Genomic DNA, 25694 nt, shown 5'->3' on the forward strand with positions numbered 1-25694 from the left:
TAATTTCAGCCCGAATTCGGGCGCAGGAAAGCAAGCGAAGCCTGATTGAGCTCCGCCTTATCTGCTGCTTCCCTGTTTATTGCTGGACGTACCTCTTATAAGCCTGCTCATAGATACGCATATACTCATCCAGCCCCATTGTCTCTAAGGTAGACGTATAGCGGTCCCATGCCGTGAACGGAACATTGCCATTCACAAATTGCAATTCCATATCGCTAACGAAGCTCTCCATATCCGCCCCGATGGTAGACATAAACAAAGCCTCGTCCTCGGTAAAATTGAATTTTCCCCACACTTCCTTTATCGCATCCGGCTTTGCTTTCTCCGCTGCTGCCAGCGCTTCCGGCAAGGATTCCGAACCCTTGAAGTAGGATTGCCGCACAAAGCCCGGATAGCTGCCGCCCAGCCAAGTGACATAAGGCATAAGCGCCTGATCCTGCGTTAAGCCGTCCGAATGATGGGTGATGGAATCGACATATTCAAGCGTGCCGTCAGGCTTCTCGGTATAGGTTACGCCCTTCTCTCCCATGAAGAAAAAGGTCGCTCCCTCCTCGCCAAAAAAATAATCCATCCAGCGTACCGTAGCTTCCGGATAACGATTGGCTCTCGTTATGGCGAACGCCCCTTGATGGACAAGCGGCACTTTCATTTGCGTATAGAGATGATCGCCATGCGGTCCTTGCAGCGCTCCGAGGCCTACAAATTCATCTCTTCCCATCACCGTTGCCGGATTTGGGACAATCGCAGCGCCTAACAAACCGTTCTTGCCTTTCGCGTTCAACGCGCTTTCTTTAATGGAGAAAATCTCCTTGTCCAGCAGCCCGTCTGCCTTCAAGCCATGAATATACTGCAGCAGCTCCTGATAGGCTGGCAGCGACTTGGTGAATCTCAGCTGCCCTGTTGCGGGATCAACATCGACCAGCTTATGCCCAAGTCCCCGGTTGCCGAGTCCCCAAGCTCCCTTTAACTGATTGATCAGCGTGCCTATGCCGACGCCGCTATAGGGCACCTCGTCATGGATTCCGTTTCCGTTCAAATCCGCAGCTTTCACTGCGAGCAAATAGGCTCGAAACTGCTCCGTCGTTTTGGGTTCAGCCAAACCTAGACGCTCCAGCCATCCTTTGTTCACCCAGAGCGGCGTTCCGATCTGCATCGACAAATAGTCCGGGTCATAGAAGGACGGAAACGAATAGATATGGCCATCGGGCATCGTAAGCCCTTTGCGCAGAATCGGATACTTGTCCAGCAGCGCTTTGAAATTAGGCGCATATTGTTCAATTAAGGCATCAAGCGGAATAAGCACACCCTGCTCGCCATACTTCGCCAGCTCCTCCGATGTCAGCCGTGCCGAATAGAAGGCATCGGGCAATGGCTCGCCTGCTAGCGCCAATGCCCGCTTATCCGCCAAAACCTCGAAGGGGACAAGCTCAAATCGCACATTCACATTCGTAAGCTTCGCATAGCTTTTCCAAACGAGTGTTTCCTCGAAGGGTTCGCCATTGTTCGGAGATTTACCGGTGAAGAAGGTGAGCGTTATCGGTTCTTTCAAGATAGGCATACCGGCCTTGCCGCTTCCTTGCACGTTATCCTGATTCTGCAGCGCTGGGCTGATCGGCGCTAACGGAGCCTCGCCTCCACACCCGGAAATTGCTGCCATTGCCAAAATCCACATCGCAATCACATATCTAATAGGCTTGTTCACCCGCAAGCAGCTCCTTCTCATCTCACTCCCCGTTAGATCTGGATCATGCTGCAGTCCGATCTTATAACGGAGCGTTTATTTTTGTGTATCATCGTTTCTTTCGATAGTTGCCCTTTCTTTAGAAACCGCATTAACAATGGAAATTTCAGTATAAATAGGCACTAGTCCGAAGCATTAACGGCCTCTCTTTACAAAAAATCAAAATGGCTGACATACCGCTGGACCCATGCTTGCAGTAACATAAAGAGAGAGCCCGTCCCATACACCATCGTTCAGTCCTCATGCCGAAAGGAGCTTATTGCCGTGACACTCCGACGCTATTTGCCGTCACGCTCGCTTTTTGTTACGAGCTTGCTATGCTTTATATGTATCATAGTTTTGTTTTCGCTGTTTAAGGGACTTAGCTTTACGTTCTTTAAATCAAAGCTGGAGCGAGAAATTATCGCCTCCAACCGGATGCTGCTTGAGCATACAGCAGAGCGTTACGCCAACCATTTCTCTAGGCTGGAGACGCTTCTCTACAATAGATACAAGAGCAAAGAAGTGCAGAGCTTCAACCGGCAAATCCGCATGTTCGGAGAAGCCGACACCGACTACCTGACCGCTAGCAAAATATCGGCAGGACTTCGGCCCGAAGCCAATGATCCGCTGTTTTATTTGGAGAGCCTTATCATTCATTTCGGGGGCAATGCGTTCGCGGTTGATCAGGAGGGCAGCAGCAGCGCGGAGGATATGTTCGAGAGAGCGTATGCGAGCAGTACTTATCCTTATCCATTCTGGCAAGATCAGCTGCTTACGGCGAGCTCGCTCACTCTTTTGCCTGCTGCGACATATAAGCATTCTGTGGAATTGCCTGCGAGCAGCACGCTCATGCCGCTAGTATTCAAGCTCCCCGGCGATGACTATCAAATCATCGCTTTGCTCGACATGGATAAGGCCCGGCATGCGTTCTTTGGCGATTCATCCACTCAGCAGCTTGCCATATTAGACGACAACGGGCGTTTATTGTACCCTGCCGAAGGAGCCTCCGCACTAACTGCCATACCGGAATTCAACAAGGGTCAAAAACATATGCTCCGGGATGGGAAGTACTGGTTTAGAGCTACCGATTCAAAGGATCTTACTTACATATCCGCTGTTCCCGCCATTGAAATCACGTCGCAGCTTCGCAAATGGAACGTCCTTGCCGCTGCTTTGGCCGCTATCATGCTGCTGATTGGCTTAGGCGCATCCATTCTCTTCAGCAAAAAGCTGGAACGTCCGGTCAAGCAGCTTATCGCTGCCGTCACGAACCGTCATGCGGATACGGCGGATACGGTACAAAGCCAAATTAAAGAATTCACGTTTATTGACCGCAGCATCAAGGAGCTGCTCAAGGAACGCGAGGAAGTTCAGGCGAAAATGACCAAACAGCGCTCCATCTTAACGAGCTTCGGTTATATTAGCCAGTTGAAAAATATAAACGAGGATATTGTGGAATGGGAACAATTTTTGTCCACGAATGAGAGCTATACAGTGGTGTTATACGAGCTGCGCTTTCGCAGCCCCGTGCTTGGCGAGCTTAATATCAGGCCGGAGCAGGCTTCACTTGCCATTCGTGAGCATATCCGCCTTATTGCCACTCAGCATTGTCCGGACTCGCATACGTTTCAAATGGAGAAAAATTATATTTTGACCGTAGTCAAAGGCAGCCAAAAGCATGAAACCGGGGAGATGCTGGGGGAGCTTAAGGAAATGCTCGACCTAAATAAGCATTATTGCCTAGTGACTGTTGCGGTTAGCTCGCGATTCGAGCATCCCTCCCAGTTCAACTATGCCTACGAGCAGGTGCAGGCGCTTGCCAAGCAAGCCTGCCTGTTGGAAGAAACGCAGCTAATTACAGAGTTCCGCGAAATACCGGATATGGTTCGTTTAACGGCGATGCAGGAGCAGGAGCTTGCTGCCGCTCTTCAAGCCGGACAGGGAAATGAAGGATACAAGCTTCTTGCGTATATGCTGGATGAAATGTACAGCCGAGGGGCGTCAGCGCTCCAATACGAAACTTTCGCTGAGCATGTGTATGCCATGGCGATATCGCTGCTGGAGCAGCAGCGCATCGAGGCCAGCCAGTCATGGTCGATCAAGCCGATTCATTACCGGCTTGCTGCCTGCTGTACGCTGGAGGAATATAAGGATGTGCTTTACCGGCTTATGGAAGCGTCGGGGGAGCTGGTGAAGGAGAATAAGTCGGACGCTGCCGCCGACCCGATTATCGCGCGGGTTATGGCTATCATTGAGACACAGTTCGCTGAGGAGCTGTCGCTTGATTATTTGGCTGATAAGCTGAACATGTCGGGCGCTTATCTCTCCGCTTATATTAAAGAAAAAACGGGCATCAATTTCAGCGAGCATTTGAACAGCATTAGAGTCGCGAAGGCGAAGGAGCTGCTGACCGGCACCACATTAAATATTAATGATATTAGCCGCCAGGTTGGATACCATAATATTACTTCGTTCAACCGCATGTTTAAGAAAGTAACCGGGTTTGCGCCAGGTGAGTTCCGCAAGCAGCATGTGCTGGAGAGGCAGACGGGATAGCCGCTTATTATTTATACTCTACTGCAACCCATAATGAATATTGATTGCTCTTGCCTCCTCCATAACTCTTGACCGCAGTTCAGCAGGCTCAATCGCTACAATGCGCGAGCCATAGCTTAATATAATTTCGCATGCGGACTCCAGCCCTTGAAATTCAACCGCTGCTGTTAGCCAGCCCTCCTGCCCGGAGGGCTGGCTTTCGATTATTTTGACATATCGCTCCTTGGACAGCCGTGTTAGCACCGATTCCAATACGTTCACCACGGCTGGATATTGCGGCAGCCGCTGCTTGAACTCGCCCACAGACTGCTCCCAGTAAGCCGCCAAATCGAAATCCGAAGGCCGCTCAAACCGCTCCGCTAACACCTCAGCTCCCAAAAGGCGCGAGATGCGGTAAGTCCGCATCTCGCCCTCTATTTCGCCGACCAAATACCATACGCTGCGCTTGGCCACAAGGCCTAACGGGCGAATGATTCTCTCCGCTTCACCATCCTCCCGCTGATAGCGCAGCCGCAATAGGCGTTCCTCCCATACCGCCTCCTGCGCGACAGACAAGAGAGGCATAAGCTCCTGCATTTGGTGCCAGCCCGCTCCGTCGATATGAATTTTCTGCCTTGCGAGAGCAGCTCCCTTGCTTACTTCTGCCGGAGAAGCTGCAAGCAGCTTCTGCACGGCGGCATCGTACTGGCCTTCGATTCCTAGATCACCAAGCAGCGCAGAGTGGCTGGCGACGAGGACGGAAACCAGCTCCTCCGTATGCATGCCGGTCAAATTGGTCCGATAGCCCTCGGACAACACCCATCCCCCATGCTGCCCTCTCTCCGCATACACCGGAACGCCCGCTTCGCTTAACGATTCCATATCGCGAATAATCGTCCTCTCGGACACCTCAAGCTTTTCTGCCAACGCCTTCGACGTCATCTTCCCGTTGTTTTGCATCAATAATACGATTGCGATTAAGCGCCCCGCTCTCATGCGCCCTTCCTCCTCTGCCGCTCACATTCTTTTTTATAATTGTAGCATGAATATATGACAGGAGCTGTCGTATATCGTTTGCTAAACTGACAAAGAGTAAACCTTATAACGATGATTGGAGAGATCAGGATGAAACCATTACAAGGTAAAATAGCTGTCGTTGCCGGCTCCACACGCGGCGCAGGCAGAGGCATCGCAGCAAGTCTAGGGGAAGCGGGCGCGACGGTATATTGCACGGGCAGAAGCATTCGCGGCCATGCCTCTGACCTGAACAGGGCGGAAACCATTGAGGAAACAGCAGAGCTAGTCACGGCACGCGGTGGTATCGGCATTCCGGTCAAGGTTGATCATACGGTGGAAGAGGAAGTACAAGCGTTATTCGAGCAAATCAACATGGAGCAGGACGGTCAGCTTGATCTGCTTGTCAATAATATTTGGGGCGGAGAGAAATTAACGGAATGGGGAAAGTCATTTTGGGAGCATTCGCTTAGCAAGGGGCTGTTAATGCAGGAGCGTGCGGTGAAGGCGCATCTGATTACGAGCCATTACGGCGCGCCTTTGATGGTTAAGAGGAAAAAGGGGCTCATCATTGAAGTAACCGACGGGATCGATTACCGTTATCGCGGGAGCTTATTTTATAGTTTGGCCAAAATATCGCCGATCCACCTTGCCACCGCTATGGCAGCCGATTTGCAGCCATTTGAAGTAGCCGCCGTTGCGGTAACGCCCGGATTTCTTCGTTCGGAGGAGATGCTGGAGCACTTTGGCGTGACGGAGGACAACTGGTTTGATGCGGTGCACGGCGGCAAGCAAGATGCCGAGCATTTCGCCCAATCGGAAACGCCGTATTTCGTCGGCCGCGGGATAGCTGCGCTTGCAGCAAGCAAGGATCTTTTGGAGAGATCAGGTCAAGTTTTCCCAAGCTGGCAGCTGTCCGATGAGTTCAACATCATCGATGTTGACGGCAGACAGCCGCACTGGGGAAATTACGCGAAGCAGCATGGTTTCCTGTAATTCATTCCATTGTTCTTTATCCGTTTACGACTTCTCCGCCATTGATATGCAGCATTTGGCCGGACATAAAGCTGGAATCGTCACAAGCCAAGTAGACGTACGCAGCTGCCAGCTCATGCGGCTGGCCCGGCCGCTTCATCGGCGTATCCGAACCAAACGTCGCCACGGACTGCTCATCGAACGTCGCTGGAATCAGCGGCGTCCAGATCGGTCCGGGCGCGACACCATTAACCCGAATGCCCTGCTCCGCCAAATTGACCGAAAGCGCGCGGGTAAACGAAACGATCGCTCCCTTTGTAGCCGAATAGTCGATTAACATCGGATTGCCGCGGTATGCGGTAATCGAAGCCGTATTGATGATCGCGCTTGACGCCTTCAAATGCGGCAAAGCGACAATCGTTAAATAGAACATGCTGAACACATTCGTCCGGAATGTCGCAACAAGCTGTTCGGATGTAATATCCTCAAGCTTCTGCTGGACATGCTGCTCGGCCGCATTGTTTACTAGAATATCAAGCTTGCCGAACGCCTTTATCGTCTGTTCGATTACGCTCTTGCAAAACGCCTCGTCACCGATATCGCCGGAAATCAGCAAACATTTGGCGCCAGCCTTCTCGGCGATCTCCTTCGTTTTCTTCGCGTCCTCATGCTCGTTCAAATAAACGATCGCAATATCGGCGCCTTCCTTCGCGTAAGCAACGGATACCGCGCGGCCGATGCCGCTGTCGCCTCCGGTAATAATGGCCGTCTTCCCCTTTAGCTTCCCTGCCGCCTTGTACGAATCAGATTCATAGATCGGCAGCGGGTTCATTTCCGATTCGATACCCGGTTGGCGATTTTGGTGCTGCGGCGGGTTTATCGGTTTTTGGGATGCGGAATTTGGCATGAGAAAATCAGCTCCTTATATTTTTTCCATAAAAGATTTCATCCATCTCGGTCTTCAATCTTCTCGTTATTTCTTCTTGTTCCTTAGCTGTCAGCGAATCCTTCGTATAGCCGAACAAATAATTGTTCAAATCGAATTGCTTCAGCTTGCACTTGGTATGGAACACATTTTCCTGATAAATATTAACGTCGATCATGTCATACAAAAGGCACTCTTCCTTCGGTATGTAATTTTGGATCGAGTTGATGTCATGATCAATAAACAGCTTGTGGCCGTTAATGTCACGCGTAAAGCCGCGTACGCGGTAGTCAAGCGTCATGATGTCCGTATCAAAGGAATGAATTAAGTAATTCAACGCTTTCAAAGGCGATATTTCGCCGCAGGTAGACACATCGATGTCTGCCCGGAAGGTGCTGATTCCTTCATTCGGGTGATACTCGGGATACGTATGGACCGTTATATGGCTTTTATCCAAATGCATCACAACTGAATCAGGCAGCGGGCCCGGCGATTCCTCGAACGATTCATTCGGCCCGCCGACGATAGGGCCTTCCGATACGAGCAAGGTCACGCTGGCGCCTTGCGGCTCATAGTCCTGCTTGGCAATATTCAGTACATGCGCGCCGATAATGTCCGATACGGTGTTTAAAATTTTCGTCAGCCTATCCGAATTGTATTGCTCGTCAATATAGGCAATATAAGCTTCGCGCTCTTCCCTTGTTCTCGTATAACACACGTCATACATATTAAAGCTGAGCGACTTCGTTAAGTTATTAAAGCCATGCAATTGGATTCGCTGTTCCGGCGTTAGCTTCAAGCGCACATCCCCCTTCTTTCCTTACTACTATTTCCTTTTACCCAAAGCGCGATGCGATAAAACGGCAATCTGCAATAAAAAAAGCATTTCACGCTCGGGATTAGCCAAGCGCAAAATGCTTTTTATAGTCAAATCTATTCAGATGACACCGGCTGTACGCCTTTGATCTCCAGACCAAATGCCAAAGCCCGTTTGAGTGAGCCCTCCGTAAATTTCGATTTCGGATATTTTTTCTCCACTTCCTCTTTCGTAAGCGGGATCCATCTGAAATCTTTGTTTTGGTAAACGTACTTCTTCATGCCCCAGTCAACATGAATCGTTCTGCTGGCTACCTTCGTCACCTTGCCGATCTCCGTTACCAGGTTTGAGGAACCAAATGTTTTGACGCAAAATTTGTTCACGATATCGTTCATGCTCTACTCCTCCTATCCGTATCCTTTAACAACGTATTTTATCATCAATTAAGCTTTTTCAATTCCTTTATTCGGAGTATGGGGTCGCCCACATAGACTTGTGTTTGGGGCAAAATGCCGTCGCGCTGTTTAATCGCAAGCAAATTAAGCGCATTGACGAGCTCTTCATGCTCCTTCTCTTTCATTTGAAATTGCACGCCGTATTCATAAATATCATTGTCCAGTTCATTGTACCAGACTATAAAGCCATATAGCACGTACATTTGATTGACAATTTGGGTTTTGAACATCAGCAGAATATCGCTGTTGACGGGAAGCTTAACGCCTACCATAAACCGAAGGCCGCCTGGACCGATATTTCGGACGAGCACCTCCGTGCTGCCGAGCCGCACGCTTCGTCCCTTAAACATCGTAATCGTCATCTCTGCCAGCAAGCTGTGCTTCATCTCGATTCGAAAGTATTGTCTGCGGTTTGGGATCGGCTCCATGCTGCTTCTAAGCAACGCTGGCTCCATAAACGTTTTTTTGCGCAGCAGCTGAACGATGCTCTCAGGGTCAACGGGTCGGCTAAAATAATAGCCTTGGATCTCGTCGCATTGCTGCTCCCTTAAATAGTTGAATTGCTCCTTGGTCTCCACGCCCTCGGCAACCACATGCATTTTCAGCTCTCCAGCAAGCCGAATCATGCATTCGATAATGCTCTTATTGCTTGGCTCCGTCATCATTTCCTCTACAAACGACCTGTCTATTTTGATCGTATCCAGCGCTAACCGCTTTAATAGATAAAGAGAGGAGTAGCCCGTGCCAAAATCGTCAAGCGATACTTTAATTCTACGCTTCCTCAGCTCGAGCAGCAGCTCCGTTACGACCTTCTCATTGCTGATGAAGGAGCTTTCCGTAATTTCGATTTCCAACCGATCTGGCGATAAGCCTGTCTCTTCGACGATGCAATCAATCGTCTCTAATATATTTTGCTTCAGCAGCTGCTGAACCGAGAAATTGACCGACATAATAATAGGAGGCAGCCCCATGTTCTGCCAACGTTTGCTTTGCATGCAAGCCTCTCGAAGCACCCATTCGCCTATCGGCACGATAAGTCCGTTCTCTTCCGCGATCGGGATAAACTCCGACGGGGATACCAGCCCCCAATCCGGATGGTTCCACCGCAGCAGCGCCTCAATGCCAACAACCTCCATCGTTTGCGCGTGGACGCGAGGCATATAATCGAGGAAAAACTCCCCTTTTTCCATCGCTTTGCGCAGATCGTTGCTCAGTGAAAACAATTTAAAGGTTTTCACATTTAGCGAAGAGGAGTAATACTGTGACTGGTCCCGTCCTTTGGATTTGGCATGGTAAAGGGCAGCATCCGCGTTTTTCATCAAAGACTCAACCGTGCAGCCATCGTCCGGCGATTGACTGATCCCGATGCTTGCTGTTACATTCAGCTCAAATCCATCTATAACAAATTGCTCTTTAATGAGCTTAATAAGCTGCTCCGCAGCGTCCGTCACATCGCTCTGCTGCTGCACATTTGCCAGTATGATCGAAAACTCGTCTCCGCCAACCCGGTAAGCTACTTGCGATTCGCTAAAGCTGCTCATCACCCTCATCGCGATTTGCTTCAGCAGCGCATCGCCAATGGGGTGCCCGAGCGTATCATTTACATATTTAAACCGGTCTAAATCGATGAGCAACACAGCAAGCTTTTGGTTAAAAAACTCGCTTATTCTAAGCTGCGTATCGAGCTGCTCCTCGAACTTCCTCCGATTGGGCATGCCCGTCAAGTAATCGTGGTAAGCCAAATACTGATTTAACTCCTGCGCCTTGTTCCGCTCCGTAATGTCCAAGACGGTGCCTATAATGGCTTTTTCCCCCATATGGGACACTCGGTTAACATGCACTTCGCAATGAATGACCGTTCCGTCTCGTTTAATCGCCCTCTGGCAAAAATTAGGAAGCGTCTGTCCTTCCGTAAGCTGCATGACCTGACTAATGATCGATTCACGATCGTCGATATGTATCGTTTCTTCAACCGCCACTCCAATTAGCGATTCATATCCAAGCATTTTATCCAGCTCTTTGTTCGTGTAAACAAAGTTTTTTTTCTGAGCGACAAATATGCCGACGATAGACTGTTCTATGATGCTGCTGAATTTCAATTCCGTCTCCGAAAGCGACCGCTCCATTTTCTTCTCCTGCGTAATATCCTTAGCTATGCCATATATCCCGACAAGCTCGTTATCGATGATCATCGGTATATTGGTCACATTGACATCGATCTTTCGTCCGCTCTTCGTCACGCCCCTCGTATCATAGTTACAAGGCCTCTGTGTTCTAACCGTTTCCTCAAATAAATGAGTCGTACTCTCCAAATACTCCTTATCCACCATCTGGTGGAAGTTGCCCCGCATAATTTCGTCTCTCGTATAACCAAACATTTGCTCCAAGGCAGGATTGCAAGACAAAAAATGTCCGTTAATGTCAAATGAAAAGACCGCATCCGGATTATTTTCAAATATCGCTTTATAATGCTGTTCTTCCACTATTAATCGATGCTTCAAAATTTTATTTTCCGTGACGTCCTGAATTGTGCCTACCGTTTTCGTTACTTCGTTGTCATCGCCGAGAATAAATGAAATATGCTCCAGTACATAACGAATCTCCCCGCTCTGGCGAATGATCCGATATTCGCTGATGAACTCTTTTTTCATTTCTGCCGATTCATAGAACTGTTTCTTAATACGCTCGCGATCCTCGGCATGAATAAGATCAAAAAAATCTTCCTGCTTTACCGAGAAATCCGTACTCATCCCATATATATCAAACATTTGATTCGACCAAGACGCTTGTTTCCGAACATGATCGAATTCCCAGTATCCTAAATTCGCGATTTGCTGAACAAGTTCAAAGCTTTTGCCGTTGCCGTTAAAAAGCTGAATGTTTTTATCCATTGCTTAATATCCTTCCCTCTTATTAACATTTGCGGTAACCTGTAGTTTTGAGGAAGAGGATATAAGTATAGTATCTCTCATCCCTTTGGCAACCCAGCCACCTTTGGAAATTCCCTTTAGGCCTGTTGGCTTTGCGTCATTGTCTTTCGACAACTTTGCTCTTTACTAGGACTTTTTACTTATATGATTATTTCATACAATTCCGATATATACCATATGCAATTTCAGAAAATAAGTCGAAATTTGTCAAAAAACCTCCCCTGAGGGGGAGGTCAAATGCTAGAGACAGATCATTACAAGCGTGGATCAATCTCCTTCTCTCTGGCAACCTCAAATAGTAGATTTGCAGCAGCAGCCTTATACGCTGCGTTATCCGGCGCAATTTCAGCAAAAGGAATCGCCAGCATTTTTTGCCCGAGCCGGTGCTCTTTTAAAGAGGTGCGAAGCTTCAGATGAATGCTCTTCTGTCTAATGAGTTTGTTGTACTTATGCGGGAAACGATAATCATAGCCATAAATAATCGACATATAGTTCGCATTACGCACCTTCATATAAGGAACGATATGCGGCTCTGAGTATTCTGGCTTAATGACGACTCCCTCCATATGGTTATCCACCGTGAGCGTTAAGAAATACTGCTCCGCTTGCTCATAGCTCTCCTCTGCGGATAGATTGAGCGCAAGGAACGGATCATCCGAGAGGAAATGATACATCTCCGATGTCTTCCATTCAGGCAGCATCTCCCGGCCATCCTCATGGATGATTTTGAGCAGCGAGAACGGTTTGTATGCCAGCTCGCCAGCCTCCGCATACAGCTCAAGCTGCTTCTTGTACGTGCTGTAGGCGTCCATATGATCGGCAAGAGGCATATGCTTCTCCAAAACCGAATGAACATATTTGTAGCTTTGGTAGACGTTCAGGCCATATTTTTCATTAAGCGCCCCTTTGGACAGATGGAATTGATCCTTCTCAAAGCCGCTTTCCTTGTATCCTAGCGCAAGCTTATCGAACGCTTCCTCGAACCCATTCGCCTTAAGGAACGCAAGCTCCGACTCAAGCGCCTTTCCGATCGGTTTAAACTGCTTCTCTATAAGGCCTTCTCCGAGCGCCTGCCAAGGCAGCAATTCACCGTCGAGAATGAGCATCGCAATGCCGTTTTCCTTCATATAGCTTCCTAGTCTTTGCTGCAATCTCTCGTATACAGCCGTAAGATCAATCTTATTGATCTTATAACCATTGCGGCTTACCGCAAAACATTGCGCAAGCTCCGCATGCAAATAGACATTGCATCTTGATCCCATATATTTAGGCTGGAGCACGACCTCTTTAACGCCCTGCCTTGCAAAATAGTCCAGCCCTTTCCTCAGCGATTCAAGCTCCTGCGCTGCCTCATCCTTGTCTGCTGGCGCCATCGTCCCCGATATAAAGTTAATCTTATTAGCCGAGCAGTATTGCAGCCTGCGCGCTTCATCGTCACCGAGCTCCTGCAGCGACACCTTTTGCTCTTCCTTGAACAGCGTGTGCAGCACATCCGTCATAGCCGCTTGCTCTGATTTTTGCGATTTATACATCGGCTTCGCCGAGAGTATCACCGAGGTAAGCAAATTGCCGTGCACCGCACCCGAATCAAGATGGATTTTATTTTTAATTCGGAACGCGTTTTTGGCTGCGATATGACCGAATACGTGATAAGGCTGATTATATGCCGCCTCCCGCTTCAAGAACGAAAGCTGCTCCTCCAGCGGCGCCGAGCGGTCGATCCGGAAGTTCCGCTGATGCCTAACCGAGTTCGGGTCCAGCTTGCCCAAATATTTATTCGCACAGGGCGCATGCGTCACATAGAAGGATGCTCCTCTTTTGCCCACCATCCGATAGAAGGGCTTTGATAGCGACACTAGATGATTAAACCGCCGAAGCAGCTCTTCATCCTGACGAAGCACCTCGGTTGAATCAAAGTACGAATGAAGCAGCTCCTCTTCGACGCCTTTAATTTCTCCGCGCATAAATTTATATACGAAGTTCTCATGGTTGCCTAGCACGAACAAGAAATGCTGCCGATTCGTATATAGAAAATCGATTATTTCCTTCGTATGGCCGCCCTTGTCGATCCAATCCCCAACAAGCAGCACCTTCGTGCCCTTCAGCTTCTCCGTTTCAATCAGCTGGCCGTCTTCCAATTGAAAGCCATGGCTAACGAGCAAGCCTCTCAGCTCATCTGCGCACTCGTGAACGTCGCCTACCATAATCGTTTTTTGATCAAGCGGCAAAATAACATCCAAATAGTCGTCCGCATCCTCAACGATGACCTTATAATCCGCATTAGCTATTCCGGCAGACGGTGAATAAAAGTCCTTCGCGCGAACTTTATGTATTTTGGAGTAGCGCTCCCTCGATAATGAGCCAAGCACCTCTTTGCGCAATCGGTTGATATGGCTTGTAATGAGCTTCTTCGATCGCTCCGATGCGTAATAATCATCCCGCTTTCGGTAATCGAACAGCACTACCTCAAGATTGTAGTTGTTTTCATTTGCAATATCCTTTACCTTCGCCCGAAAATCCTCAGCCAGCCCTGTTGTGTCCACGACAACAAATTCCGCATTTATAGGAAAGGACGTGACCAGCCTCAGCTTCTCGAACAGAAGGCGGAAAGCCTGATCGCTCGCTTCCAGCATCACTTGGTCATATTTATCATAGTCAAAGCCAAGCAGCTCCTGGCGGATGCTATCAGAGGAAATATACTGCACATTGGCATTTACTCCTTTAGCCTCATCACTAAACCGCAGCTGCGGCATAAGAATCTCGTTTGCGAATGTCGTTTTGCCGCATTCCGTCGAACCGATCAGCATAAATATCGTATGGACTCTCGTTCTCATTTCCATCTCCGCTATTCCCTCCTTTTCCTCAAAATCGCTCCCTGCGTCGTCTGAATGCCATTCACGCCATCGCCGATTGCTACAAATTCCGTATCAACGTTTTGTTCTCCCACTGCTGCTATCAGCCATTCCTGAAACGCTGCTGTCCCAAGCTCCCATTTATGGTCATCATGACGGAAATCGTCCAGCTCATAATACGCGTTAAATTCCGCATTCGGAGTGGTCAGCACAAAATGATCAAAATCGATCTGCCCGCAAATTTGCCGTATAAGCGCGCTAGCCTCGTCCAGACTCATATGCTCAATAACCTCTGTCAAAACGACATCCACCTGCTCGCCGTTATACTGCTCAATAAAGTGATCGATGGAAGGAAACGTTGCGATGTTTTCCAGCTCCTTCGCAGCCGCTTTTCTTTGTACCACCTCTAGCAATGGCTCGCTTATATCTATCGCATAATAGCTGGCTTCGATCTTGGACGCAAACGGGATCGCATAAAAGCCTTCTCCGCAGCCTACGTCCACAATCGATTTATCGAAGGGAAGCACGCTGCCGATGTAGCTCCTCCGCTGCTGCGCCGTGCCGCCAAAAGCCAATTGGATCGAATACCGCTCCGTCTTCTCAAGCTCCTCCTTGTACTTCTTGAAGCGATCTCTGGATGCAAGGAAGTTGCGGGCAAATAAGCTGCGAAGATAGAACGGCGCATCTATAATTTGAATGCTCTTCACATATTTGATCAAAATATCATCGGAAATATCAATGTACTCATCGCTGAATATCGATAGGAACAAACAAAGCACGCTTACGACATGCATAAGCTCATACAGCGATTTCTGCGTCTTGATCGTCAGCGAATAGCTTTTGTGCGCTAGATGCACCGTTTCAAACGAGTAATCCGTCAGATGCTTTTCAAAAAAATGAATATAGCGCAGAAGCTCGATATGGATCATGTTGATATGGAAGGAGTGCTCATATTGTTCCGTATCCTTTGGATCCTGTGCTTTGAGCGGCGCAGCAAAAAATTCGTTTATCGCTCCTAACACAAACAGCGGTGTATTATAACGAGACACGTTAAGATATTCAAACTGATCCTGTCTATGCTGTTTATAAGAAACCTCGTTGTCTGCATCCTTAAAATAAACGTTGAACGTCCCTTCATCCGTATACCAGCCATACGCCATTCCTTTGCGGACGGCACGCAGCAGCATGCCGGAATGCGGATTCTTTTTGATGACGAACGAAAAGCTTGGGTTCGTCGACTTCACTTGCACGATTGCCATATTTACCTTCCCCTCACCTATCAGTTGCTTCCTTAACGCCATACCTCTTGTAAAGCGCTCCGGAACAAATCATCTAGCTGCTCATCCCGCGCTTCCTTGCCGTCCCCAAGCGCCAGAGCTGTTCGCTCAAAGTAGGCGATCCGATCCTCCAAATAATGATTGATCGGATGTATCCTTGGCTCCAAGTCCAGCTCCTCCCCTGCTTTCTTCCGCTGCAATAACTGTTCGATTGCCGCACGCAGCTCGCTTCTCGGCGGAATTAGCGCCTCTACCAAACGATCAAATGCAATCGGTGGCATCGTATGGTAGGTCTCAATCCATTCGCATGCCAGAATGGGCCTTAGCACGTAAAAGTATTTTTTTATTTTCACTTGCTCGCCTTGCAGATACTCTCTATAGTTGCCCTTCGCCATATTGAGATAATGATACATACATGATTTAGGCGAAAAAGCTAACGGTGAAATGCTGCGAATTTGCTCAGCCACCGTGTATTTCGTGTAATAAGGCATCGGCGATTGCAGCCATTCCATCAGCGGCGGATTCGATTTGCGGAACAGGTTAAGCGCCTTGCGTAAATCCCAGCCGTTAATATCCAGCAGGTTGCTGATCGGGCGCTCGATAACATCCCGCTTATTAAAGATCGATAAATACCATTCCACTGGCCTGACGTAGAGGAAACGGACGTCATAATCGCTGTCCTTTGACGGAAAACCCCATGCCCTGCTTCCCGATTCGCAGGCGTATAGAATGCGCACTTGCTCTTCGCGCTCAATGCGGTCCAGCTCCTCAAAAATGTCAGCTCGTATATCAGTCATGCTAATGACTCCCTTCTTCAGCTTTAACATAAAAAAAACCATGGACACATTCGTCCATGGTTAGCAATGATGAATAGGGTGCGCTGGGGCTAACGCTAAGCCCGCACACGCCTCCCTTCAAATACCGTACAATGGGTCCGATGAAAAAAGATGCTCGCTTATACGATTGTAACTGTTGATTTGCTCAGACCCATTTAATGGATGATTTTCTAGTTGATTGTTAACCATTCTACTCGGACCCCCTCAATACCTTTTTGTTTAAGTTCCTTTTACGGCTGCAAGCGGCTTGCACTTCGCAACCACCTGCGCGAGCCCCGCGCCTACGACGCTCTCAATGATTTGATCAACATCCTTGTATGCCTGCGGCGACTCATCCACCAGCGATTCCATGGAGCGCTGATTCACAACGATTTCATCATCCGTACCTACCCGCATCGCGGCGGCTACCTCTTCAACGGATACCAGCTGCTTCGTCGCATTGCGTGAGCGTATGCGCCCTGCTCCATGACAGATGGAATAATGATTTGCTTTTCCTTCCGGGCTGCCGACCATAATATACGAAGCGGTTCCCATCGAGCCTGGTATAAGCGCAGGATGCCCCGTACTGCGGTATGGCTCCGGATTGTCCGGATGCCCCGCCGGGAGCGCTCTTGTCGCCCCCTTGCGATGAACGAAGTAGGCTTGCTCATCCTGCTCTTCCTCCCACGCATAGTTATGCATGAGATCATACAACGTACGCAGCTCGAATTTGGAGCCGAATACATCCTTGCCTGCCTCGCGGACTGCATAAGCGATCAAATGACGATTCACGACTGCATAATTGAGCGCGGAGTACATGAGATTCACATAGGTTTGCCCGAGCGGATGGGAAAGCGGCGCGTAAAGCAGCTTGGGATCAGCGGTGCCGATTCCTTCATGACGCATCATTTTGGCAATATCGGTGCCGCAGTATTGACTGACCGCGCCTCCCCAGGCACGCGAGCCGGAATGAATCATAATGACGACCTGGCCGTCGTATAATCCCCACTCCTCTGCGATTTCCCGGTTTTCCTCGGCAATTTCAATCGCTTGAATCTCGACAAAATGATTGCCGCCTCCGAGCGTGCCAAGCTGGCGATGCGCGCGATGCCATACGACCTCCGGAAACTTATCCAGCACCTCTTCGTCAAAATAAAACTGGCTGCTCTCCACATGGGTTAAGGAGGTTGCTTTGCGCGGCGTGTACGCATCGGGAATATATTTTTTGGGCAAGCCGTGCAGCCCTTTCTTCACCACATTCTCAAGTCTAATATCCGAGAAATGGCCTCTTGCGTGCTCCTCCACCGGCAAATGCTTTTCAATCGCTCTAACCAGCTTCCGGCGCAGCTTTACCTCCTTCAAGTCATCCTTATGGAGACTCGTGAGCTGTACGCGCATCCCGCAGCCGATATCGCTGCCCACAATCGACGGGGATACGAAGCCGTCGCTCGTATTCCACACCGCAGTTGTGCCAATGCAAGTACCTACCCCAACGTGAACGTCCGGCGTATAGCTCATATAAACCTGATTCGGAATTTGCAAATTGTTGTTCGCCATTTCAAACACTTTATAATCTAAGGACGCGAATAGCTCCGGTCCCGCATAAACATGCACCTGCCCCGAAGGCAGCTGAACTTTCTGATAATAGGTTTCTTTCATAAACGTTAAAACTCCTTAAATTCAAATGAACACAAAAAAGCCATGGACCCTAATCATGTCCATGGCTTTACTTGCGCCTTTATTTCCTAAACTGTGCAGCTATAGCTTGCAAAATTTTAGAAAACAGTCACAGGCCCCGCAGAAGCCGATGAAATGGACTTGCTATATGAAGCTGCGTTAAATGCGTTAAATGCTAAATTATGTTCGTGCATGTTCATCGGCCTCCCTTCATTTGATTTACATCATAATACGCCCGTCACCCAGCATCTGTCAACCTTTTTAGAAATTTTCCAATAATGACTCTGCTGCTTCCGCGCGGCGTATTCCCATTTACTCGTTTATAATTGATCCAATAAGTTCGCGCGCACCTCTGCTAGCGTAAGATCCCGAATGAGCTTCCCGTCCTCAAATACCACTTCCAGCTGGTCTTCTGCCGCGCGCGCCTCATACTCCGCAAGGCTTAAATTATCGGTAAAGCCGAGCTTGCCATCCTGCTCCGTCACGAGCACTAGACCCGTTTGCGATTTTTTCACGCCGTTATCGGTTTTCGGATCTTTATAAATTTTGCGCTCCTCGCCGTTCACAACGGTAAAGGTCGATTTCAAAGCGAAGCCGAACGTATCCCGGGTATTGTATTGGTACGTAAACGAACCGATGCCGTACACCATATTCGTCGAAGCGAAGCCTTTGCCCGCAAGCCGTTCGCAAATTTCGCGGCAGCGCGAAATCGTAATCGCATCGCCGTATATCGCGCCAATGTGGCTGTCGAGCTGCTTATAGCCCTTCTCCGTCACCGTCCCGCCAAAAATATCCCATAGTATTTCGATAACGCCCTTGCGCTCGAACTCGTTCTCCCCATCCGGGTCGCCGCAGATGATTTTAACCGGATCGCCGCTGTCAGGCCGTATGACCACCTTGCCGTCCCTGCTCATGATATCTTCCTTCAAGCCGCGGATAACAACGTCCAATACGCTCCACAAGTCCCATGTATCCGATACGATCGAGACGAAGCCGCTCGGATACACCTCTTTGATCAAGTAACGGTACGATGCCATTTCGTCCCGTCCATGCGCGCACATGACGCTGTGCTCCGTTGCCGGAATCGAGGTTCCGACCAATTCCTTCTCGATATTCGCATTATAGTAATTTTCCATATACAAAATAGCCGGTATCGTATCCGTTCCCGTGAACGAGAGCAGATGTCCCGCGCTGCTTCCAAGAGCCGATTCCAGGGCGCCCATGCCCCGCATCGAGAAATCATGGCCTTGGAATGGCACGCCTGCCGTATCACCGTTTGTATTAAGCGCATACGCTTCTAATATTTTGCGATATTCAAAGGCCAGCGTCGCGCTCGTAGCCGGCATCCACAGCTGGCACGACATCAACGTCTCCAAATAATTGGTGAGCCAGAAAAACTCCGGCTTCGTATTCTCGATCGTCAGCATAGGCACTTTTATGGGAACGAGGGCACCCTCTTTGATCGCTTTGATTTTGACCGGCAAGCAGCCAAGATCATGCAGCTCTTCGATATGCGAAGCATCCGGCTCCGCCGCGCCAAGCGCATATTGAATGACACGTTTGTACTCTGCCGCTACTTCTTCTTTTGTCCTAGCAAAAAAATGCTCGTTAAAATAATCGATCAAATATTGTTTAATAAACGATTGGAAGCCAAATGCCACTACCTCGTTAATATCATCCAAGCGGCTTGTACGTGCTGTCCAGGTCGAGTAAACGAGCTCCGTGCCTTTTGGATACTGATTTTTATGGCTCACCTTGTAAAAATCGCACAACAGCGTAGCTGGATAAACGAATGTTTGCGTCATCTTATAAACCTCCCATTTCGAATACGTGAATTTTATGGTGTTCAGCCTTGCCTAGTATCGTATCGGTCGTATATACCTTATCAATGAGATCCGATTCCAATATTTTTCCTTTGTAAATCGAATTCTCGCAATGCCCGACCAGCAAATAAATATGCGTGGCTCCTATCTCCTTCAGCTTCTCCGCGCTAAGCATAAACGTGCCGCCATACGAGCATAGGTCATCCACAATGATCGCTTTAAAGCCTTTGCCATCCACATTCCCGACTACATCAAGGCTCTTGATTTGTCCCGTCTGAAAGTCCCTCGCCTTAAAGCCTACCAGCTGCTTGTAGCCTTGCACCTTGCTGTAGCGCTTCTGCGCGCCTGCATCCGGGAAGAACAGGTAATCCTGCTCAGGATCAAAGCCCACCTCGGCAGCAACCTGCTCCAGCAGTTGAATCGTCGGATATTTTCCGATGCTTCGGTCGATCAGCGCGAGCGATACATCCGAATGCGGCTCAATGATCGTCACCGACTCAAAATTCAAGCTATTGATGAAGGCAGCCGTATATTTTAATGTAAAAGCGGACGTTCCTTCTACCCGGTCCATCCGGCTATAGGGCAAATAATAAATCGTCAGCGTGCTTTTGACTCTGCGGTCATCGAGATAGCTCTTAACGAACATCAGCTTGATGAGATCGCCGTCATCCTCATACTTCCAGACGATCGTATTGAAATCCGCCATATGCGTTAAAATCTCATCCCCGTTCACAAGCGTCTCGCCGTTTGGGAACTGCTTTAAGCCAAGCTCCACTCCATTAAACTTCAGCATGCCGTCACTCTCCTCATAAGCATTCAGCTATAGATAGACAATCTAGGCTCTTCCTTCGTAAAACAGTACAGCTGCGCCGCTCGCTGCGAATACTGCTTGGATTGCTTCGGCATGCCGTCCTCATCCGTCGCTTCCTCGATGATCGTACTGCGGCTCTTCGTCGACGTTAGCTTGCGAATGAAATTCGGCTCCTCAAAGTCTGGCACAACCGTCTGTATGACCTGATACAGCTCGCTAAGCGTGAATTCCTCTGGGAGAAACTCCTTCGCAATCGTCGTCGTGAGCATTTTCTTGCGAATCCCTTGCAGCGCATCCAGCAAAATTTGCTTATGGTCAAAAGCCAGCTCCATCTGGAGCGCTTCCTCGACTGTGAACAATTGCACATCTGAGGCATCAACGGCTGCCGCCCGATTTGCAAGCACCCGCTCATTAACGAGCGCCAGAAACGCGTGGGAGATGATCCAGCCCCGCGGATCACGGCCGGGCGCGCTGTATACGTTAAAATATTCGATATGCACATCCTCGACTGCCGTCTCCTCCTGCAGCTCGCGCTTCGCGCAATCGTATACCGTCTCGTTCTCCAGCGTGAAGCCGCCCGGCAATGCCCACTTGCCCTCAAACGGCCAAATGTTCCGCTGAATCAGCAGCACCTGCAATTCCCGCGTAGGCAATGCCTTCTTCGCTGATTGCTTCTCCGTGGATACGATTGTAAAAATAACGATATCTGCCGGTGCGCCGTCCGGCGTGCGGTAGTGGCTTGCAGAGTAATTCGCTTCATGTTCAACCATCGTTTTTCTCTCCCGATCCGAATGTTGTTTCGTTTTGATATTATCATAATGACATTATTGATTATCGTTGTCAATGCCTTTTACAAAAAATAGGCATTTGGTCTTGGCCCGCAGCGAGTAAAAAAAACGAAGCAGCTGCCCGCCACTTCGTTTCTCTTAGATGTCTTTATAGGGATGCCGCTGCATCCGCAGGGTAGGCGAGTCCGATTTGCTTACGCGCCTCGTCCATGATTTCCATCGTTGCAAGCGAATTTTCAAATGTATTTACCGATGACTCCGTACGTCCTGCTCTAATAAGCGCGATAAATTCCTTCGCCTCATAGAACATCGATTTGCTGTTTGTCTGCTGCGAAAGATCCTCTGCTTCTCCCTTTCGATATTGGAGTTCGATCTTGGCAGGCTCGCTAATTTTATCAATGACAATGCTTCCGCTTTCTCCTTGGATTTCGGAAGGCAGCGACGAGTGCGTAATTTTTGAATACATGATAACCGCATCCATGCCCGCATATTGCAGCACGATGCTGCCTTCGCCATCCACGCCGGATTCCAGCATAACGCCTGTAGCTTTAATCGCATCCGGCTTGCCGAATAGCGCCACAAGCGGATAGATGCAATAGATGCCTAGATCCATCAGCGCGCCATTGGAGAATGCCGGATTAAAGGCGTTAAGCACCGTGCCTGCTTTGTAAGCATCGTATCTCGAAGAGTATTGGCAGTAGTTTGCAAAATAGCGCCGTACCGTCCCCAGCTTATGCAGATTGTCCTGAACCGCCTTGAAGCTCGGAAGCAGCGTCGATTTGAGCGCCTCCATCAATAGAACGCCGTTCTCTTTGGCTGCGGCGATCATTTGACGAAGCTCATGGGCGTTCGAAGCGATTGGCTTCTCGCAAAGCACATGTACCCCGTGGTTCATGCACGTTATCGCATGTCCCGCATGAAACGAGTTCGGGCTCGCAATATAGACCGCATCAATCTCTCCGCTTGCTGCCATCGCCTCCACGTCCGTAAAGGTAGCTGCGATGTTATGTTTAGCCGCGAATGCGCTCGCCGTCTCTAATGAACGCGAATAGACAGCCGAAAGCTTAAAGCCTTCAACCTCGCTTGCCGCGTCGATAAATTGTTCTGTAATCCAGTTTGTACCGATAATGCCAAATCGAATGGTAGTCGTCATTCATGTCTCTCCTTGAGGTTATTTATTGGATAAAAGCTTTACGCTATTAATCATTGGATAACAAATTCCGCTACTGCTTATTATAGCTATTTTAGGGTGAGCCTGTCCAAGCTAACCCGCTTGCATTTTTGACAATCCGACTAATTTGTATTAGTATTCGTAATACAAATAATACTTTGTAAGATGGGGTGATCCGATGATTATGAAGCTTGATTACAATAGCGAAATACCGATCTACGTCCAGCTCCGCAACCAAATCGTCATCGGAATTGGCGTAGGCGGGCTTGAGTACGGCGAGCGATTGCCAAGCGTAAGGCAGCTTGCTGATGATTTAGGCGTTAATGCCATGACGGTGAACAAAGCATATGCCATTTTGAAAAACGAAGGGTTCATATCCATTGATCGGAGGCATGGCGCCAAAGTGTCCACGGTGTGGGGCAAGCAAGCCGGCTTCATCCAGAAGCTGGAGCGCGAATTAAAGCTTGTCATATCAGAGGCCAGCTTGAAAGGTGTTGGACAAGAGCAATTTATGCAGATTTGCTCGGACATCTTCGCTGCCGCAGCCAGCAAACATCATTCCCTGCCAGAATAGGAGCGTTTTCATGAACAATCTTTTATTGATTATTCCAGCCGCAATTGTTTATATCAGCATTCTTGTTATGTTTTTTAAGCAAGCCAATCCCAGCAACCATATTTTATTCGGTGTGACTCTCCCGCCCAAGGCTTTTAATGATGCCGCAATCAAGCAGTTTCAATCCGAATACAAAAAAGCCTACGCCATATACGGGATCATCGCGTTGATTACCTTAGCTCCATTTTTCCTGCTAAGCGATTACTTCTCATTGACCCTTAGTTATATGTTTCTTTGGTTTGCTGCGTTCCTTTATTCGTCTAAGCTTCCGTTTAACAAAATCCATCACAAAACAGCTGCGCTCAAACGTGAAAAGCAGTGGTTTGTTGGGGAAAAGAAGATCATCCGTATCGATGCTAAAGTAACGCAGTTAAAAAAATCAACGCTTGCTTCGCCCTATTGGTTTATGATTCCCGCACTATTATCCGTCGTGCCCATCCTCCTATCCTTTATAAACACCAACATGCTCTTGCGAATGACTGGATTCGCTTCACTTGCGATGACCGTCATTTTGTATGCCATATACGCCGCTTTTGGCAATATGAAGACGAAGGTGTATAGCAAAAATCACGATATTAATGCCGCTATCAACCGTGCTGCAAGACGCTACTGGTCCATCCTATGGCCAATTCTCGCTATTTTTGAGAGCATCAACGCATATGTCGCTTATACGATTTTGACGCAGGGAAGCTCCCTTAGCTTCACGCAATGGATCATTGGCATTATTATGGTATCGCTGGTTCCACTAGGCAGTATTTTCTTCGTACATAACAAGGTACATGCGTTAGAGGAAAGTCTGGCGGAGACGGATGGCGAGTCCATTGTTACCGATAATGATGCCTACTGGATCAATGGCTCGACTTATTTTAACCCTGAAGATAAAGCGATCATGGTGCCAAAACGCGTGGGCATCGGTTCAACGGTCAATATGGCAACCCGAGGCGGAAAATGGATTCAATACGGCGGGATCGTGCTTGCACTTGTTATCATCATTCCGCTTGCGGCGTTTGCCGTGCAATCTGACAACACGTCCCCATTACTTACGATTAATGATAGCGGCAGCGTCTCCATTGATTACCCGCTCTACGATTACAGCTTTAATATGAGTGATGTAAAGGAAGTCACGCTTGAAAATGAGCTGCCTAGCGGCTTTAGAACAAATGGCACGGCAACAGCCGAATATGCCAGAGGCAACTTTTCATTAGATAAGCTAGGGGCCGCCAAGCTGTATGTATTCAAAAATTCACCGCCATACATTTTCATTCAGCTAGACGGCTTGTACGTTGTTTTTAACGATAAGGATGCCGCTAAGACGGAAGCACTCTACCATGAGCTAGCTTCACGCAAGCCACAGCCTGCAGCAAGCTAGACGGAGCCATCGTATACGAAGCGCTCCAGCTCTGCCAGCGATTGCCCATCCAGTCCTTTAGAGTTGTCAAAATAAAGCACAGAAGAAGCTGGAAGACGCCATTTCAGCTCTCTTCTAACTAATGAGCGGCTAAACTCGCTCCAGTTGTCGAGCTTGTACTGATCCAGCGCTGAACCTCTCTGAACGATTCGATCGTAATGGAGCTTAGCATCCCGCAGATAGACGAATACAACCTTCACATCCACATCAAATAACGTCGCCCCGATTGTAGAGAGCTCCTGCTCGATCCAACGCGGGGTTTCCGTTTCCTTCGTAAAGGGCCCAATAACAAAAACATCCACGTCATTAGCGATATTCTCAAGCGCGGCGTCCATCGTAATGCGATAACCTAAATCACGGCAAAGCGTTTTGTAGGCGCTGGAATCTCTATCGTTTGGATCAAGCCCAGCTTGCGTCATAAGCGCCACCGCAGCCGGACGCAGCAGCGTATCCATATCTAGAATGGCTACCCCTTTCTCCTTTGCCAGCGTCTTCGCGAGCGTCGTCTTGCCTGACCCAGCCCCACCAACAAAAAATACTAATTTACGCATGGCGTCCTCCCTCATCGACCGTTATTCTCTTATTCATAACAAAAAAACACCCCGCAATGCAAGGTGTTTTGAATGTGTTAAATTGGAGCGGAAGACGGGAATCGAACCCGCGACCCTCGCCTTGGCAAGGCGATGCTCTACCGCTGAGCCACTTCCGCAAATCAATGGCTGGGGATTCAGGGATCGAACCTGAGAATGACGGAGTCAAAGTCCGTTGCCTTACCGCTTGGCTAATCCCCAACATCTATTTTCTGTGCTTTTTAGTTAAAATGGCGGAGCTGACGGGATTCGAACCCGCGGTCTCCTGCGTGACAGGCAGGCATGTTGGGCCACTACACCACAGCTCCATATGTAAGCTCGGATAAATCCGAAGGTGAAACCTTGGTTTTGGTTGCGGGGGCAGGATTTGAACCTGCGGCCTTCGGGTTATGAGCCCGACGAGCTACCGGGCTGCTCCACCCCGCGTCAATTAAAGCATATAGTCAGAACAAATTGCGCCCTGAAAACTGGATACGAAAGATTAGGTTTGCTGAA

Annotated in this window: 19 protein-coding genes, 4 tRNA genes and 1 riboswitch; of the genes, 4 read left to right on the plus strand and 19 right to left on the minus strand. The window is 48.8% G+C overall.

All coding sequences use genetic code 11. The features are described from left to right. Positions 1-76: 76 nt before the first annotated feature. Positions 77-1672 carry an extracellular solute-binding protein gene (locus A7975_RS30415; RefSeq protein WP_483295940.1) on the minus strand — a complete coding sequence of 532 codons (1596 nt, stop codon included), beginning with the start codon at positions 1670-1672 and terminating at the stop codon, positions 77-79. A 333-nt stretch (positions 1673-2005) separates the two neighbouring features. Between A7975_RS30415 and A7975_RS30420 the strand changes: the two genes are divergently transcribed. Continuing rightward, a complete protein-coding gene (locus A7975_RS30420) occupies positions 2006-4279 on the plus strand; it encodes a helix-turn-helix domain-containing protein (RefSeq protein WP_065387631.1) in 2274 nt (757 codons plus the stop codon). 18 nt (positions 4280-4297) lie between these two features. Here A7975_RS30420 and A7975_RS30425 read toward each other — a convergent pair whose 3' ends face one another. Further along, on the minus strand, positions 4298-5254 hold the full coding sequence (locus tag A7975_RS30425) for a helix-turn-helix transcriptional regulator (protein WP_065387632.1): 957 nt from the start codon (positions 5252-5254) through the stop codon (positions 4298-4300). Between the two features lie 129 nt (positions 5255-5383). Here A7975_RS30425 and A7975_RS30430 point away from each other — a divergent pair, with 129 nt between their 5' ends. After that, positions 5384-6268 (plus strand): SDR family oxidoreductase, encoded by an 885-nt coding sequence (locus A7975_RS30430; RefSeq protein WP_065387633.1) that lies wholly within the window; start codon positions 5384-5386, stop codon positions 6266-6268. A 16-nt stretch (positions 6269-6284) separates the two neighbouring features. Here the strand turns inward: A7975_RS30430 and A7975_RS30435 are convergent, their stop codons facing one another. The 12 genes from A7975_RS30435 to A7975_RS30490 form a co-directional block, all read right to left on the minus strand. Further along, positions 6285-7154, minus strand: a complete 870-nt coding sequence (locus A7975_RS30435) for an SDR family oxidoreductase (RefSeq protein WP_053374122.1) — start codon at positions 7152-7154, stop codon at positions 6285-6287. Between the two features lie 7 nt (positions 7155-7161). After that, the gene (gene speD / locus A7975_RS30440; RefSeq protein ID WP_053374121.1) at positions 7162-7971 is read right to left on the minus strand and encodes an adenosylmethionine decarboxylase; all 810 of its coding nucleotides are present in this window, start codon (positions 7969-7971) and stop codon (positions 7162-7164) included. A 134-nt stretch (positions 7972-8105) separates the two neighbouring features. Further along, complete coding sequence (locus A7975_RS30445) at positions 8106-8384, minus strand: hypothetical protein (protein WP_065387634.1); 279 nt, start codon at positions 8382-8384, stop codon at positions 8106-8108. Between the two features lie 44 nt (positions 8385-8428). Next, entirely contained in the window at positions 8429-11335 is a 2907-nt protein-coding gene (locus A7975_RS30450) for an EAL domain-containing protein (protein ID WP_053374119.1), read from the minus strand. A gap of 84 nt (positions 11336-11419) precedes the next feature. Beyond that, positions 11420-11505: riboswitch (cyclic di-GMP riboswitch) on the minus strand. Between the two features lie 123 nt (positions 11506-11628). Continuing rightward, on the minus strand, positions 11629-14214 hold the full coding sequence (locus A7975_RS30455; protein ID WP_065387635.1) for a metallophosphoesterase: 2586 nt from the start codon (positions 14212-14214) through the stop codon (positions 11629-11631). 5 nt (positions 14215-14219) lie between these two features. Then, positions 14220-15485, minus strand: coding sequence for a class I SAM-dependent methyltransferase (locus A7975_RS30460; protein ID WP_065387636.1), 1266 nt, complete (start codon positions 15483-15485; stop codon positions 14220-14222). A 32-nt stretch (positions 15486-15517) separates the two neighbouring features. Beyond that, a complete protein-coding gene (locus A7975_RS30465; protein WP_053374116.1) occupies positions 15518-16300 on the minus strand; it encodes a nucleotidyltransferase domain-containing protein in 783 nt (260 codons plus the stop codon). Positions 16301-16558: 258 nt separating this feature from the next. Continuing rightward, the gene (locus A7975_RS30470; RefSeq protein ID WP_065387637.1) at positions 16559-17977 is read right to left on the minus strand and encodes an RtcB family protein; all 1419 of its coding nucleotides are present in this window, start codon (positions 17975-17977) and stop codon (positions 16559-16561) included. 338 nt (positions 17978-18315) lie between these two features. Beyond that, entirely contained in the window at positions 18316-19800 is a 1485-nt protein-coding gene (locus tag A7975_RS30475) for a nicotinate phosphoribosyltransferase (protein WP_065387638.1), read from the minus strand. A gap of 1 nt (position 19801) precedes the next feature. Beyond that, the gene (locus A7975_RS30480) at positions 19802-20611 is read right to left on the minus strand and encodes a ribose-phosphate diphosphokinase (RefSeq protein ID WP_053374113.1); all 810 of its coding nucleotides are present in this window, start codon (positions 20609-20611) and stop codon (positions 19802-19804) included. A gap of 23 nt (positions 20612-20634) precedes the next feature. Continuing rightward, positions 20635-21399, minus strand: a complete 765-nt coding sequence (locus tag A7975_RS30485) for an NUDIX domain-containing protein (protein WP_065387639.1) — start codon at positions 21397-21399, stop codon at positions 20635-20637. Between the two features lie 166 nt (positions 21400-21565). Continuing rightward, a complete protein-coding gene (locus tag A7975_RS30490; protein ID WP_065387640.1) occupies positions 21566-22570 on the minus strand; it encodes a Gfo/Idh/MocA family protein in 1005 nt (334 codons plus the stop codon). Positions 22571-22766: 196 nt separating this feature from the next. Here A7975_RS30490 and A7975_RS30495 point away from each other — a divergent pair, with 196 nt between their 5' ends. Then, positions 22767-23162, plus strand: coding sequence for a GntR family transcriptional regulator (locus tag A7975_RS30495; protein WP_053374110.1), 396 nt, complete (start codon positions 22767-22769; stop codon positions 23160-23162). A 10-nt stretch (positions 23163-23172) separates the two neighbouring features. Continuing rightward, complete coding sequence (locus A7975_RS30500; RefSeq protein ID WP_053374109.1) at positions 23173-24570, plus strand: DUF5808 domain-containing protein; 1398 nt, start codon at positions 23173-23175, stop codon at positions 24568-24570. On the opposite strand, the gene A7975_RS30505 is transcribed toward A7975_RS30500, so the two are convergent. The 5 genes from A7975_RS30505 to A7975_RS30525 form a co-directional block, all read right to left on the minus strand. Beyond that, a complete protein-coding gene (locus tag A7975_RS30505; RefSeq protein WP_065387641.1) occupies positions 24567-25160 on the minus strand; it encodes a P-loop nucleotide/nucleoside kinase family protein in 594 nt (197 codons plus the stop codon). The genes A7975_RS30500 and A7975_RS30505 overlap by 4 nt on opposite strands. A gap of 83 nt (positions 25161-25243) precedes the next feature. Continuing rightward, positions 25244-25318, minus strand: a tRNA-Gly gene (locus A7975_RS30510). A gap of 7 nt (positions 25319-25325) precedes the next feature. Next, positions 25326-25400, minus strand: a tRNA-Gln gene (locus A7975_RS30515). A 30-nt stretch (positions 25401-25430) separates the two neighbouring features. Continuing rightward, positions 25431-25507 (minus strand) — tRNA-Asp (locus A7975_RS30520). 41 nt (positions 25508-25548) lie between these two features. Next, positions 25549-25625, minus strand: a tRNA-Met gene (locus tag A7975_RS30525). Positions 25626-25694 lie beyond the last annotated feature (69 nt).

It is taken from the genome of Bacillus sp. FJAT-26390 (genome assembly GCF_001682865.1).
Taxonomy (GTDB): Bacteria; Bacillota; Bacilli; order Paenibacillales; family Paenibacillaceae; genus Pristimantibacillus.